Genomic DNA, 14,660 nt, shown 5'->3' with positions numbered 1-14,660 from the left:
CGCCCCGGCAGTGGACATCCACGCCGGGGCGCCTTTACATCCCTAGGGAAAACGCCGATGTTGAGGTGGTTGTCACCCTCTGGCTCTAACCTGGCACCGCCAGTAATGGTGTGTGAGGCTCCGAGTCGAGCTGAGGAGAGGCATGGCACGCGAGACGCTCAAAGTGACGGCCGGATTCGCCGGGCTCGCGCTCGGCCTCTCCGCATGCGGGGCCGCAGGCGGCCCCTCCGACATCCCCACCGGCCCTCCCCGGGACGGCGGCACGCTGAAGGTGGTCGGCTCCTCCGACGTCGAGCACCTCGACACCGCCAGCGCCAACAGCGTCGGCGCCTACGGCCTCACCCGCACCTTCGCCCGCACCCTCTTCGCCACCAAGGCCTCCAACGACTTCAACGAGGCCGTCGCCCTGCAACCCGACATGGCCGCCGAACTCCCCACCAAGGAGAACGGCGGCATCAGCAAGGACGGCCGCACCTACACGGTGAAGCTGCGCAAGGGCGTCCAGTGGAACACCAAGCCGCCCCGCCCCGTCACCGCGGCCGACTTCGTCCGCGGCTTCGAACGGCTGTGCAACCCCGCCTCCCCCTCCAGCGCCAAGGGCTACTACACCTCCACGCTGAAAGGCATGGACCGCTACTGCGACGACTTCGCCAAGGTCGACGCCAAGAGCGCCCAGGCCATCGCCGACCACCAGAACCGCCACGACATCGACGGCGTCGAGGCCGAGGACGACCACACCCTGGTGTTCCGGCTCCAGAAACCGGCCAGCGACTTCCTCAACCTCCTCGCCCTCCAGTTCACCGCCGCCGCGCCGCAGGAGTACGACCGGTACGTCCCCGACAGCGCCGAGTTCCGGCGGAACACCGTCTCCAACGGGCCCTACCAGATCACCGAGTACCGGCCCGGCAGCTCCTACACCCTCGGCCGCAACCCCGCCTGGCGCCGCGAGACCGACCCGCTCCGCGGCGGGCACGTCGACAAGATCCAGATCACCCTCGGGCAGGACTCGGCGCAGGCCGTCCAGCAGCAGCTCGAAGTGGGCACCGCCGACCTCTCCTGGGACCACCCCGTCCCCACCTCGGCCATCCCGCGGCTGCGCAACTCCCGCGACCCCCGCTTCGCCATCCGCGACACCCCGAGCAACAGCCCGTACGTGGTCTTCAACACCCGCAGCCCCAACAACGACGGCGCCCTGGGCGAACGCGCCGTCCGGCAGGCCCTCCAGTACGCCGTCGACCGCACCGCCCTCATCAAGATCGTCGGCGGCCCGGAGATCGCGCAGCCCCTGCACACCGTCATCCCGCCCGGCAGCTCCGGCCACGCCCCCGCCGACCTCTACCCGACCCCCGGCGAATCCGGCGACCCCGCCCGCTGCCGCCGCCTCCTGGCCGACGCGGGCTACCCGGACGGACTCAGGCTGAAGTTCCCCTACCGCACCAACAGCGTCCACAAGCTCATCGCCGAATCCCTCAAGGCCAACCTGGAGGCCTGCGGCGTCCACGCCGAACTCTCCCCCGACGCCGGCGGCACCTTCTACGCCAGAACGCTCTCGTCCCCCGACCGGACCCGCGACGGCGCCTGGGACATCGCCGCCCCCGGCTGGACCCCCGACTGGTACGGCAACAACGGCCGCTCGATCATCCAGCCCCTCTTCGACAGCCGCGACTACGGCCCCGGCTCCACCAACTACGGCGGCTACGACAACTTCCAGGTCAACGGCCTCATCGACGCCGCCCTCACCGCCCCCGAGCCGTCCCACGCCGCGGGCTACTGGCGCCTCGCCGACCAGAAGATCATGGAAGACGCCGCCATCATCCCGCTCCTCAACCGAGCCCAGCCCATCTTCCACTCGTCCCGCGTAGGCGGCGCCGTCTTCCTCCCCACCACGGCCGGCTACGACTACACGAGAGTCTGGCTCGGTTGACTGTGTTTATCTGGGGGGCCACCCCCCAGACCCCCGGGTCGGGTCGATCGGCCCCTCCGCTCGCCTGGCGGCTCGCTACGGGCCCGCCCACCCCGGCAAGGGGCTCCGCCCCCTGCACCCCCGGCAGGAGGGGCTCCGCCCCCCTGCACCCCCGGCAGGAGGGGCTCCGCCCCCCTGCACCCCCGGCAGGAGGGGCTCCGCCCCCCTGCACCCCCCACCAACACCGCAGGGTGAATTGAGGGGTCGTGTTTACCTGGGCACCAACCCCCGCGCCGCCAGGCGGGGAGGGCTCCGCCCCTGCGCCCCTGCGCCCCCGACAAGCAACACCGCAGGGTGAATTGAGGGGCCCAAGACCTTGCACAAGACCATCTGCTCATTGGCGATACGTGGGCCTGGGTGATTGAGGTCTCCCCTATGGAAGGCCGTTCGGGGGTGCAGGGGGTGTCCCCCTGCCGGGGGCGTGGGGGCGGAGCCCCCACCGGGGGGTGCGCGCCCTGGAGCGAGCCCCCAGGCGAGCGCAAGGGCGCGAACGCCCCGCCCTGGGGGTCCGGGGGGTGGCCCCCCGGGTAAACACAGCCCCCCAGATACATACTGTGCATATGTGGGCTGATGGGTTGCTTGAGGTTTTGCGGGGGCGGGATTTTCGGCGCCTGTACGCTACGCGGCTGACTTCTCAGCTCACTGACGGGGTCTTTCAGGTGGCCCTGGCGGGTTATGTGTTCTTCTCGCCGGAGCGGCAGGCTTCGGCGGGGAAGGCCGCGGCGGCGTTCGCGGTGACGTTGCTGCCGTATTCGGCGCTGGGGCCGTTCGCGGGGGTTCTCATCGACCGGTGGCAGCGCCGGCAGATCCTGGTGTGGACGCCGGTGCTGCGGGCGGTGCTGGTGGCCGCGGTGGCGGCGCTGGTCGCGGCGGGGCAGGACGGGGCGTTCTTCTTCATCGGCGTGTTGATGGTGCTGGGGGTGAACCGGTTCTTCCTGGCGGCGCTTTCGGCGGGGCTTCCGCGGGTGGTGCCGCGCGAGCACCTGGTGACGGCGAACGCGTTCGCGGTGACGTCGGGGACGATCATCGCGTTCGTCGGCGCGGGCGTGGGCTACGGGCTGCGGAACGTGTTCGGGGCGGGGGATTCGGGGACGTCGGCGATCCTCGTCGTCACGACCGGTTGCTTCCTGCTGGCGGGACTGGTGGCGACCTCGTTGCCGCGGCTGGTGCTGGGGCCCCACCTGGAGGAGGCGCCCGCGCAGACAGTGGAGGAACTGCGGAACGTCGTCCGGGGCCTGGTGGACGGGGCGCGGCACATCTGGCGCCGGCGCCCGGCCGCGCTGGGGTTGGCGGCGATCTCGTTCCACCGGTTCCTGTACGGCGTCGTCCTCATCATGACGCTGCTCCTGTGCCGTAACCACTTCAACGCGAACGCCGAGGCCGGCCTGGCGACGTTCGCGTTGATGCTCGGGGTCTCGGGGGCGGGGTTCTTCGCGGCGGCGCTGGTCACGCCGTGGGTGGTGCGGCGGATCAGCAAGCAGGCGTGGATCTCGTTGCTGCTCGGGGCGGGCGGGGTGTTCCTGCTCGTGCTCGGCACGCCGTTCAGCGAGGTGCCGTGGGCGGCGGGGGCGTTCGCGCTGGGGGTGGTGTCCCAGGGCGTGAAGCTGTGCGTCGACACGATCCTTCAGGAGTCGATCGACGACGCGTACCGCGGGCGGGTGTTCGCCGTGTACGACATGCTCTTCAACGCCACGTTCGCCGCGGCGGCGGCGCTGGCGGCCGCGTGGCTGCCGCCGGACGGCGTCTCGTACCCGACCCTGGGGATCGTCGTCACGGCCTACGGCATCGGCGCCCTGCTCTACTGGAACGCCGCCTCACGCGCGTCGGCCAAGGTGCCCTAGACCCGCCTCAGGGTGCGAACGAGCGGGCGGTGAGGAGACGTCGAAGGCGAGCTTCACCGCCCCGATCGCGAAGCGACGCCGCACCCGCCAGGCTCGCTCACCCGGCGAGCGCCGTAGGGCGCCGCCTCGGGTGCCGCGCGAGCGCGTTCCCTAGGCGGTGAGGCGACGCCGGAGGCTCGTGCCCGCACGGGGCTAGAGGGATGCGGCTATGGCGTACATGGCGTCGGCTATGTGGCCGGTCTCGTCCTCGGTGCAGACGTACGGCGGCATCGTGTACACCAGCTTGCCGAAGGGGCGGAGCCAGATGCCGTGGTCCATGGCGATCTCCTGGACGGCGGTGACGTCCACCGGCTCGCGTGCCTCGATGACGCCGATCGCGCCCAGCACGCGGGCGTCGGCGACGCCGGGGAACTCCCTGGTCGGCTCCAGGCCCTCGGTGAGGATCGCCTCGATGGTGTCGACCTCGTCGCGCCAGTCGCGGGACAGGAGCAGGTCGATGGAGGCGGCGGCGACGGACGCCGCCAGGGGGTTGGCCATGTAGGTCGGGCCGTGCATGAGCGCGCCGCCCTCGCCCGAGGAGATCCGTTCGGCGACGTCGTCGGTGCACAGGGTCGCGGCCATCGTCATGTAGCCGCCGGTGAGCGCCTTGCCCAGGCACATGATGTCGGGGGCGATCTCGGCGTGGTCGCAGCCCCACAGCTCGCCGGTGCGGCCGAAGCCGGTGGCGATCTCGTCCAGGATCAGCAGCAGGCCGTGCTCGTCGGCGAGTTCGCGGAGGGCGCGCAGGTATTCGGGGGCGTAGAAGCGCATGCCGCCCGCGCCCTGCACGATGGGTTCGACGATGATGCCGGCGAGTTCGTGCGCGTGTTCGGCGGCGAGCTTGGCGAGTTCGTCGAGGTAGGCGCGGTCGGGGTCGGCGGAGTAGCCGAGCGGGGGCGGCGGCGCGAACAGGTGCCGGGCCAGCACGTCGGTGAACATGTGGTGCATGCCGTTCACCGGGTCGCAGACGGCCATGTCGCCGAAGGTGTCGCCGTGGTAGCCGCCGCGGACGGTGAGGAGCCGGTGGCGTTCGGGGCGGCCCTGGGCGCGCCAGTACTGGAGCGCCATCTTGATGGCGACCTCGACCGTGACCGAGCCGGAGTCGGCGAAGAACACCTTGGTGAGCGGTTCGGGGGTGAGGTCGACGAGGCGTTCGGCGAGCCGCACCGCGGGCGGGTGGGTGAGGCCGCCGAACATGACGTGCGCCATCTTCCCGAGCTGCGAGGTGACCGCCTCGTTCAGGACGGGGTGGTTGTACCCGTGCACGGCGGCCCACCACGACGACATGCCGTCGATGAGCTCGGTGCCGTCGGCCAGGGTCAGCCGGACGCCGGACGCCGACACGACCGGGTGCGCGGGCGCGGCCGCGGGCATCGGCGCGTACGGGTGCCAGATGTGGTCGCGGTCGAAGGCGGCGAGCCGTTCGGCCTCCCGCGGGCTCATCCGGGCGAGCTTCAGGTCGATCACGCGTCCCCCTCGATGAGGCCCTGCTCGCGGGCCCAGCGGCGCAGTTCCTCCGCCGCGGCCTCCTTGCCGATGAGACCGCGGTCCAGGCGTACGTCCAGGAGGAACTTGTACGCCTTGCCGACCAGCGGCCCGGGCTTGATGCCGAGGATCTCCTGGATCTCGTTCCCGTCGAGCTCGGGACGGATCGCGGCGAGCTCCTCCTCCTCGGCGAGCCGCTCGATCCGCACCTCCAGGTCGTCGTAGGTGCGGCGCAGCCGTTCGGCCTTGCGCCGGTTGCGGGTGGTGCAGTCGGCCCGGGTCAGCTTGTGCAGCCGCGACAGCAGGGGCCCGGCGTCGCGGACGTAGCGGCGCACCGCCGCGTCGGTCCACTCGCCCGTCCCGTACCCGTGGAAGCGCAGGTGCAGCTCGACCAGCCGGGACACCTCGGCGATGACGTCCTTGGGGTAGCGCAGCTCGCCGAGGCGCTTGCGGGTCATCTTGGCGCCGACGACCTCGTGGTGGTGGAACGACACCCGGCCGCCGTCCTCGAACCGCCGGGTCTTGGGCTTGCCGATGTCGTGCAGCAGCGCGGCCAGCCGCAGCACCAGGTCGGGGCCGTCCTCCTCCTGGGCGATCGCCTGCTCCAGGACGATCAGCGAGTGCTCGTAGACGTCCTTGTGCCGGTGGTGCTCGTCGATCTCCAGCCGCAGCTTGGGCAGCTCGGGCAGCACGTGCGCGGCCAGCCCGGTGTCGACCAGCAGCGCCAGCCCCTGCCGCGGGTACTGGCCGCAGACCAGTTTGGACAGCTCCTCGCGGATCCGCTCGGCGGAGACGATCTCGATCCGCCCGGCCATGTCCGTCATCGCCGCCACCGCGTCGGGCGCGACCGAGAAGCCGAGCTGGGAGGCGAAGCGGGCGGCGCGCAGCATCCGCAGCGGGTCGTCGCCGAAGGAGTCCTCGGGACGGCCCGGGGTGCGCAGCACCCTGTCGCGCAGGTCGGTCAGGCCGCCGAACGGGTCGACGAACTCGTGCCCCGGCAGCCGGGCGGCCATCGCGTTCACCGCGAAGTCGCGGCGCCGCAGGTCCTCCTTGAGCGAGGTGCCGTACTGGACCTGCGGCTTGCGGGAGCGGGGGTCGTACGACTCGCTGCGGTAGGTGGTGATCTCCAGCTGGTGGTCGCCCTTGCGGAGGCCGACCGTGCCGAACTCGATGCCGATCGTCCAGACGTTGTCCGCCCAGCCCTTGATGATCTCCAGGACCCGTTCCGGGGGCGCGTCGGTGGTGAGGTCGACGTCCTTGCCGGGACGGCGCAGCAGCGCGTCGCGCACCGGTCCGCCGACCAGTGCCAGCTCGTGTCCCGCGGCCTCGAACCGGGTGCCGAGCTCGTCCGCGACGGGGGCGATCCCGCGCAGCAGCTCGGCGATGGCGACGCGCTGGGGCTGGGGCAGCGGCGGTGAGGGCGGCGACTGCTCTGGGGTCATTTTGCGATCGGGCACGGCCATCCAGCGTATTTCCTTGCGAAGCGGCTGACAAAAGGCTTTGCGGCGGTCCCGGAGGCCCCGCGGGCCCCGCGACGTCGCGGGAATCCCTGGGGCACGGCGCACCGGCAAAGAGCGGTGAGAGAGCCCTTCACATGGCGCGATCCCCGGGTTACGTTCACGACACCCCGATGACGCCCCCGCGCGATCCGCCGGTGAGGCCTCCCGTAAGACAGTCCACGGTAGCGGGGACCGTCGGGGCGTGCTCAACCGCGTCACAGGCGGCCCGACGTACGACAGGGGACGAAGGCGGGCTCCAAGGACGGGTGAGGGGCTCCTGCCGCCGCAGGGCCCCGCTCCGGCCCGCACCGGGACCCTGACCGAATCGGGGGGTGTGTGCGGGGCGATCCCCGCGGGACGGAGCTGACATGAAGGACGCCCTCACCATCCACCGCGCGCTCCTCGAACGCGAGACGCGGCACGAGATCGTCCGGCTGCCCATCGCGATCGCCCGTGCCGACGACCTGCCCAGGGCGCTCGGCCTGCCCGCGGAGCGGTGCCTGGTGACGCGCGTCCTGGCCTGCAACGACGTGCAGCGCGGGCGGCGCTTCCTGACCGGGGTGATCGTGGCCGCCGGGACCGTGCCGCCGCTCGAGGTGGTCCGGCACGCGGTCGGCGCCCGGCTGATCCGCCCCGCCCGTGCCGACCTGGTCAACGCGGTCACCGAGTACGCGGCCGACCTGGTCTGCCCGCTGCTCCTGCCCGAGGGCATGGAGGTCCTGATCGACCGGGCGATCATCGACGCGCTCCCCGTGGACGAGGTCGTCTACACGGCGACGGGGGAGGCGTCGACGGCGCTCGGCATCCACGCCCTGGACCTGTACGCGCTGAGCCGCGCCCGGCCGGTCCGGCTCAGCGCCCGTTCCGGTCGTGCGGAGCGGGGTGGGGACGCGGAGGTCGCCTGACACTGAACATCCGCCTCTTCCACCGCAGTGCCCACTACCGCACCAGCCCATGGCCGCGTCCCAGGACGGTTCCGCCGCCGGGAACACCGACTCTTTATGCAAACGTGAGGCGGCACGCGGCAGGGTTACGGGCAGAGCGAGGAGAAGGCGTAACGCCACGCGGAAGCGAGACACGATCGTTTTGGGGGTGCCCTTGGACGGGACGGATCGGCCGGACGGCGGCTCGATCCCCGGCGGCGGCAGGCCAGGACGGCCTTACGGCACCGGTGTCGGGACTACCATCGAGCCCGTGATGCGGGAAAGCGACGTCCGCCATCCACGGGCGGCCCGGTCGTCTCCGGCGGCGGGCGGTCCTCGGGCGGACATGGCGTGAGAACTGTCCTACACGCGGTGGCGACGGCCGCCCTGCTCGCCTGCGTCACAGTGGGCACGGCCCCGGCCGTGGGCGCGGTGCCCGCCGTGGGCGCGCTGCCCGCCGCGCCCGACCCGGAGGGCGGGGGCCAGTCGCGCGAGCGCCAGCAGGTGGCGCTGGTGCTCGACAAGGTGACCCCGAAGACGGCGGGCCCGTCCGGCGCCCAGTCCAAGATCAGCGTTTCCGGGCGGGTGGAGAACCGCTCCGGCCACGCCCTCCCCGGCCTGAAGGTCCGGCTGCGCACCTCGGCGCAACGCATGACCAGCCGCAACCAGCTCGCCCAGTACGCCGCCGGGCAGCCGTCCTCGCTGCGCGGGCTCGCCGCGGAGGGCCAGCTCGCCCAGGCCGCCGGCGCGGGCGGCAAGGCCGCGTTCTCGCTCGGCACCACGACCGCGACGATCGGGCTCCAGGCCTTCGGCGTCTACCCGCTCGGGGTGGAGGTGGTGAACCAGTACGGCCAGGTCCTGACCGGCGTCAACACCTTCATCACCTTCGTCCCGAAGCAGCGCGACTTCAGGCCGCTGTCGGTCGGCTGGATCTGGCCGATGATCGACCGGCAGCACCGCACCACCGACGACACCTTCCTGGACGACCAGCTCGCCACCGACCTCGCCCCCGGCGGGCGCCTGGCCGGGCTGGTCGACGCCGCCGCGACGACCAAGACCCCGGTCACCTGGTCCATCGACCCGGCGCTGATCGACGACGTGCAGACGATGGCCGCCGCCCCCTACCTGGTGAAGGGCCCGCGCAACAAGAAGGGCACCCGCAAGCCCAAGAGCACCGCGGCCGCCGCCTGGCTGAACTCGCTGAAGACGGCCTCGAAGAACGACCCGTACTTCGCGCTGCCCTACGCCGACCCGGACGCGGTCGCGCTCGTCCGCAACAAGATGTCCAACCATCTCTCGATCGCCTACGCCAACAGCGGCGGAGTGAACCAGGCCCTCGGCCGCCCGCCCGTGCAGATGGCCTGGCCGCCGTCCGGGATGGCCGGGCACAGCACCCTCAACGAGCTGGCCAAGCGGGGGCGGCTCGGCAACGGCGCGTTCGTCATGAGCAGCGCCGCGTTCGCCGATCCCACCCAGGGCTACACGCCGGGCGCCACCACCCGGCTGGAGACCGAGGAGGGCCCCAAGAAGACCGTCGTGTACGACGAGACCCTCAACCGGATCGTCAGCGCCGACACGCGGTCGCCGGGCGCCGCCGTCCTGGCCGAGCAGCGGTTCCTCGCCGAGACCGCGATGATCACGGCGGAGGCGCCGGTGCTGGCGCGCTCGCTGGTCATCGCCCCGGACCGGCGCTGGAACCCCTCGCCCCAGTTCGCCAAGAACCTGCTCACCTACACCGCCGCCGCGTCCTGGATGGCCGAGACCCCGCTCGAGAAGATCGCGAACGCGGCGCCGCTGGACCGGGTGTACCGCGGCTACCCGGACGCGATGGAGGGCTACGAGCTGGGCCGCTCCTACCTCGACCGGGTCGCCGAGATCTCCCGCCGCGCCGCCCGCTTCTCCTCGATCATGGTGGAGCCGGTGACGGTGTCGTACCGGCGCGCGGTGCTGCGCATGGAGTCCACCGCCTGGCGCGGCCGCAACTACAGGCGGGCGGTGGAGGCCCGGCGGGTCCTGTCCGAACGGCTCGACGACGACATGGGCCGGGTCCGCGTCCTCATCGGCCCCGCGCAGCGCGTGACGCTGGCGGGCAACTCGGGCCGGATCCCGCTGACCATCGCCAACGAGCTCAGCAACCAGACGATCAGGGTGCGCCTTGAGGCCGTCCCGGAGAAACCCGCCCAGCTCCAGATCGGAAAGTTCGACGACGAGGTCATCGAACTCGGGCCGGGCCAGAAGCAGACCCTGTCCATCCCCATGCGGGCCGCCGGCAACGGCAAAGTGCGGGTGAACCTGCGGCTGACGTCCGCGGACCGCCGCACGTTCGGGTCCAAGCATGTCATCACCGTCCGCAGCACCGGCTATGGGCGCGTCGCACTGCTCATCACCGGGGGCGGACTTGCCGTACTCTTCGTGGGCGTCGGAGTGCGGGCCATGAGAGCGAGGCGCCGCCGGAAAGCGGAGGCAGCCGGTGACGGAGCGACCGGAGTGGGACCAGTGGCGGCGGGACCCCCAGGACCAGGGATCCCCGGCGCCGCGGAACCCGGCGTCCCCGGAGGACCAGGAGCCTCCCCCGGCGCCGGGCCAGGGCCCTTCGAGCCCTTCTCCGGAGGGACGCTACCCGGCGGAGGGGCAGGGGACTTCAGGACGCCCACCGACGCCGCCCCCCTCCCAGCACCCACAGCACCCGCAGCGCCCTCAACAACCCCCTCAGCACCCGCAGCATCCCCAGTACCAGCAGCGCCCTCCGTACCCGCAGGGCCAGCAGGGCCCGCAGGATCCGCGGAGGCGGCCGAACCCCCAAGCGCCACCACCGGCCCACTACCCGCCGCCCCCGGCCCAGAGGCCGGGTCAGGGCCAGGGACAGGCACCGGGCCAGGGCCAGAGGCCGGGGCAGGGTCCCCCTCCGGGGTACGGCCCGACGCCGGGCCAGAGGCCACCAGGAACGCCGGGGACGCCGGGCAGGCCACCGGGGGCAGGCGCCGGAGCGGCAACTCGCACTGACCTCCCCCTCCCGGGCGGCGGCCACCCCGGCCACCCCGGGCATGGCGGGCACGCCGCACCCGGCGGCCAAGGCGGTCGGTACGGCCCCGGCAGGCCGGGCGCTCCCCAGGTCCCGCCCGGCGCGCCACCCGGAACATCGGCCGGGACACATCCCGGCGGCCTCCCCACCAACGTTCCCGGCGCGCCCGGGGGCCCCGCGGGGCCGTTCCCCGGCATGGGCACGCCCGACGTGACCGCGGAGCCGGGCCCCCCGCCGCCCCCGCCCGGCGGCGAGGGCGAAGGCGGCGGAGGCGAAGGAGGCGGCCGCCGCGGCGGGGCGTCCGGGCTGCTCCGCTCGGGCGCGATCATGGCGGTCGGCACGCTGGCGTCCCGGCTCACCGGCTTCCTGCGCACCGCGATGCTGGTCGCCGCGCTCGGCACCGGCGCGCTCGCCGACGCCTACAACACCGCCAACACGGTCCCGTTCATCGTCTACGACCTGCTGCTCGGCGGCATCCTCACCGCCGTCGTCGTCCCGCTGATCGTGCGGGCCCGGGAGCGGGACGAGGTGTACGGCGCCCGCTACGAGCAGCGCCTGTTCACCCTCGCCGTCCTCGGCCTGGCGCTGATGACCACGGTGGCGGTGCTGCTCGGCCCGGTCTTCATCTCCATCTACGGCGGCTCGATGGAGGGCGCGCAACGCGACCTGGCGGTGCTGTTCGCCCGGCTGTTCGCGGTGCAGATCTTCTTCCTGGGGGTCAGCGCGTTCTCGGGCGCGATCCTCAACACCCGCAAGCGGTTCGCCGCCCCGATGTGGGCGCCGGTCCTCAACAACATCGTCATCTGCTGCACCGCGGGCGCGTTCCTGCTGGTCGCCACCGGCCGGGTGTCGCCCGAGTCGATCACCGACGGGCAGGTGGCGCTGCTGGCCGGCGGCACCATCGGCGGCATGGCGCTGCAGACGCTCGCGCTGTGGCCGTCGCTGCGCGGCTCCGGCTTCCGCTGGCGGCCCCGGCTGGACTTCAAGAAGGGCGAGCTCGGCCAGATCGGCAAGATGGCGGTCTGGACGCTGGCCTACGTCGTCATCACCCAGATCGGGTTCGCGGTGACGACCCGGCTGGCCAACTCGGCGGGCGTGCTGGGCCGCGAGCAGGGCCTCGGCGACGTCGGGTACACCCCGTACTTCAACGCCTACCAGCTCTTCCAGCTCCCGTACGCGATCATCGGCGTGTCGGTGATCACCGCGCTGCTGCCGCGGATGAGCGAGCACGCCGCCGCGGGCCGGATGGCCGAGGTCCGCGACGACTTCTCCAGCGGGCTGCGGCTGTGCTCGGTGGTGATCCTGCCCGCGGCCGGGCTGATGGGCGTGCTGGCTTCGGAGATCACCGTGGTGCTGTTCGCGCACGGGCAGACCAGCGTGGCGAACGCGCAGGTGATCGCGGAGGTGCTGCGGATGTTCGCGATCGCGCTGGTGCCGTTCGCGGCGTACCAGCTCATGCTGCGCGTCTTCTACTCGATGCAGGACACCCGCACGCCCACGTTCATCGGAATCGGCGTGGTCATCACCAACATCACGATGGCGCTGACCGCCTACGCCGTGCTGCCCACCAACAAGATCATCGTGGGGATCGCGGGCGGCTTCGCGATCGCGCAGACCGCCGGCGCGGTGCTCGGCTGGGCGATCCTGCGGCGCCGGCTGGGCGGCATGGACGGCCGCCGCATCTTCGTGTCGTACCTGAAGCTGGCGGTGGCGCTGTGGCCGCTGATCGGCTTCGCCTACGCGACGCACGCCGTGGTGGACGCGGCGCTCGGCGCCGGGCTCGCCTCCGGGCTGATCGCCCTGGTCGCCGGGAGTGTCGGCGGCGGCCTGCTCTACCTCGTTTTCGCCCGGATGATGCGTGTGGAAGAGGTCGGATCCATGCTCTCGATGGTGACGCGCAGGTTGCCCGGACGGGGATGAACCAGGCGAACCGCCGGAACGCCCGGGGGACGCGTGGCAAAGTACACAGGACGCGCCCCGATAAGGCAGCCGCCCAACAGAGTAAGCACTACCATGTTGGAGACTACGGCCTGCGGGGCGACACCCTGGGGAACGCAAAAGGAGGGTCGGAGGCGTAAGCTGCCACGCCACGAACATGGGATCTGACCACCTGTGCAGGACGCTGTGAGCACGTCCGTCATCGAGCCCGGCACGCGCCTCGCCGGCCGCTACCGTCTCGAGGAGCGCATCAGCGACTCGGGCGGCTCCTGTCTCTGGAAGGCCATCGACGAGATCCTGGCTCGCGCCGTGGCCGTCCGGACCTTCGACCCCGACTTCCCTCGCATCGCCGAGGTGGTCACCTCCGCCCGCGCCGCCAGCCGGCTGACCGACCCCCGCCTCACCCAGGTGTTCGACGCCGACGACAGCGGCGAGAGCGCCTACGTGGTGAGCGAGTGGGTCGCCGGCGAGACCCTGGAGCAGATGCTCGGCAAGGCCCCGCTGGAGCCCGGCCGCGCCGCGACGCTGCTGTACGAGGCGGCCGAGGCGATCGCCGCCGCGCACGAGGGGGGCCTGGCCCACCTGTGCCTGTCCCCGCGCGACCTGGTGTGGACGACCGGCGGCACGGTCAAGGTGCTCGGCATCGCCACCGACGCCGTCCTCGCCGACCGCGACTCCGACGATCCCGCCGCCCAGGACGTCCAAGGCCTGGGCTCGATGCTGTACGCGGCGCTCACCGCGCACTGGCCCGGCGCCCCGGAGCGCTCGTCCCTGCCCGCCGCGCCGACCGCGCCCGCGCCGGCCGCCGCCTCGGCGGAGCCGGGCTCCGGCGACGAGCAGCCCAAGGCGCCCCGGCAGGTGCAGGCGGGCGTCCCGTTCGCCGTCGACTCGATCGTCTGCCGCTGCCTGGGCATCGAGGTGCCCGGGCAGGAGCCGCTGACCGAGCCCGCCGAGGTCGCCAAGGCGCTGCGCGGCGTGCCCCGCACCCCGCTGCCGCTGTTCGCCGGGCTGGCCAACAACCATCCCGCGCCGCCGGCCCCGCGGTCGGGCGACGACGCGTCCACCGCCCAGCGCACCCGCCGGCTCGACAACCCGCCCGCGCGGCCCCGCGAGCAGGCCAACCGGCAGCGCCAGCCGCGCCGGCAGGACGGCGCGCAGCAGCAGCGCCGGCACGCGATGCCGCAGCCCGCGCCCGCCCCGTCCACCCAGCGCACCGCTCCCGCGGCGCACGCCGGGCACGGCTCCCACGGCGCCCACGCCGCCCGCCCCGCGGGCCGGTCGGGCAACCGCGCGCTCCTGGGCATCGCCGCGGCCGCGCTGACCGTCATCATCGGCCTCGGCGCCTGGGCCCTCACCGGCAGCGACGACGAGGGCGACCCCGGGCCGAACGCCAGCGGCAAACCGCAGCAGTCCCAGCCGGCCAAGCCGCAGGCCGCCAAGCTCCAGGTCGCGAACGTCGAGCCGGCCGAGGAGTCGATGAACAACCGCCACGACAGCACGATCGCGCGGCGGCTCGAACTCGTCACCGACGGCCGCGCCGGCGACGCCTGGGAGACCCAGACCTACGCCGACGTCAACTTCGGCCGCTACGCCAAGGCCCTGGGCGTGCTCCTCGACATGGGCCGCCCGGTCACCGTCAGCAGCGTCAAGGTGCACGTCCCCGAAGGCGGCGGCACGCTGCAGCTCAAGGTCGGCGACGGCAAGAACCCGGCCGCCCTGCCCGTGGTGGGCCGCCACACCACCATCCCGGGCGAGAACACGATCAACGCCACCGGGCAGGCCCGCGGCCGGTACGTGGTGGTCTGGTTCACCAGGCTCCCGGCCTCCCTGAAGGGCAAGATCAGCGAGATCACCGTCTACGGCTCCGCCGGCAACTGACCGCGGGCGGCGCCGTGCCGCCCCGGTCCCGAACTCCCTCCGAACCCGAGGAGCGCGGATCACCGTACGCAC

The 14,660-nt window shown here is 72.7% G+C and carries 8 protein-coding genes; 6 read left to right on the top strand and 2 right to left on the bottom strand.

Going from position 1 to position 14,660, the window contains the following annotated elements:
• The first annotated feature begins 142 nt into the window (after positions 1-142).
• Positions 143-1,924, top strand: a complete 1,782-nt coding sequence (locus ACZ466_RS21650; protein WP_378280583.1) for an ABC transporter substrate-binding protein — start codon at positions 143-145, stop codon at positions 1,922-1,924.
• A gap of 599 nt (positions 1,925-2,523) precedes the next feature.
• Positions 2,524-3,804, top strand: coding sequence for an MFS transporter (locus ACZ466_RS21645; protein ID WP_378280580.1), 1,281 nt, complete (start codon positions 2,524-2,526; stop codon positions 3,802-3,804).
• Between the two features lie 192 nt (positions 3,805-3,996).
• Here ACZ466_RS21645 and ACZ466_RS21640 read toward each other — a convergent pair whose 3' ends face one another.
• Positions 3,997-5,310: an adenosylmethionine--8-amino-7-oxononanoate transaminase gene (locus ACZ466_RS21640; RefSeq protein WP_378280578.1), complete on the bottom strand. Its 1,314-nt coding sequence runs from the start codon at positions 5,308-5,310 to the stop codon at positions 3,997-3,999.
• Positions 5,307-6,770: a CCA tRNA nucleotidyltransferase gene (locus tag ACZ466_RS21635; protein ID WP_378280687.1), complete on the bottom strand. Its 1,464-nt coding sequence runs from the start codon at positions 6,768-6,770 to the stop codon at positions 5,307-5,309. The genes ACZ466_RS21640 and ACZ466_RS21635 overlap by 4 nt, the downstream gene beginning before the upstream one ends.
• Before the next feature lie 425 nt (positions 6,771-7,195).
• Between ACZ466_RS21635 and ACZ466_RS21630 the strand changes: the two genes are divergently transcribed.
• From ACZ466_RS21630 to ACZ466_RS21615, 4 genes are all read left to right on the top strand, one after another.
• Complete coding sequence (locus ACZ466_RS21630) at positions 7,196-7,732, top strand: aminoacyl-tRNA deacylase (protein WP_378280576.1); 537 nt, start codon at positions 7,196-7,198, stop codon at positions 7,730-7,732.
• A gap of 369 nt (positions 7,733-8,101) precedes the next feature.
• Positions 8,102-10,753, top strand: coding sequence for a DUF6049 family protein (locus ACZ466_RS21625; RefSeq protein WP_378280574.1), 2,652 nt, complete (start codon positions 8,102-8,104; stop codon positions 10,751-10,753).
• Between the two features lie 214 nt (positions 10,754-10,967).
• On the top strand, positions 10,968-12,692 hold the full coding sequence (gene murJ / locus ACZ466_RS21620) for a murein biosynthesis integral membrane protein MurJ (protein WP_378280572.1): 1,725 nt from the start codon (positions 10,968-10,970) through the stop codon (positions 12,690-12,692).
• Between the two features lie 204 nt (positions 12,693-12,896).
• Positions 12,897-14,588, top strand: coding sequence for a protein kinase family protein (locus ACZ466_RS21615; RefSeq protein WP_378280570.1), 1,692 nt, complete (start codon positions 12,897-12,899; stop codon positions 14,586-14,588).
• The last annotated feature ends 72 nt before the right edge of the window (positions 14,589-14,660 follow it).

This window comes from Actinomadura rugatobispora (assembly GCF_055379765.1).
This window is presented reverse-complemented; position numbering and strand designations above follow the sequence as displayed.

Bases quoted from the DNA above. Each gene is read 5' to 3' on its own strand.
- ACZ466_RS21650 (WP_378280583.1), top strand. From the start codon at position 143: ATGGCACGCGAGACGCTCAAAGTGACGGCCGGATTCGCCGGGCTCGCG.
- ACZ466_RS21645 (WP_378280580.1), top strand. From the start codon at position 2,524: ATGTGGGCTGATGGGTTGCTTGAGGTTTTGCGGGGGCGGGATTTTCGG.
- ACZ466_RS21635 (WP_378280687.1), bottom strand. From the start codon at position 6,770: ATGACCCCAGAGCAGTCGCCGCCCTCACCGCCGCTGCCCCAGCCCCAG.
- ACZ466_RS21630 (WP_378280576.1), top strand. From the start codon at position 7,196: ATGAAGGACGCCCTCACCATCCACCGCGCGCTCCTCGAACGCGAGACG.
- murJ (WP_378280572.1), top strand. From the start codon at position 10,968: ATGGGCACGCCCGACGTGACCGCGGAGCCGGGCCCCCCGCCGCCCCCG.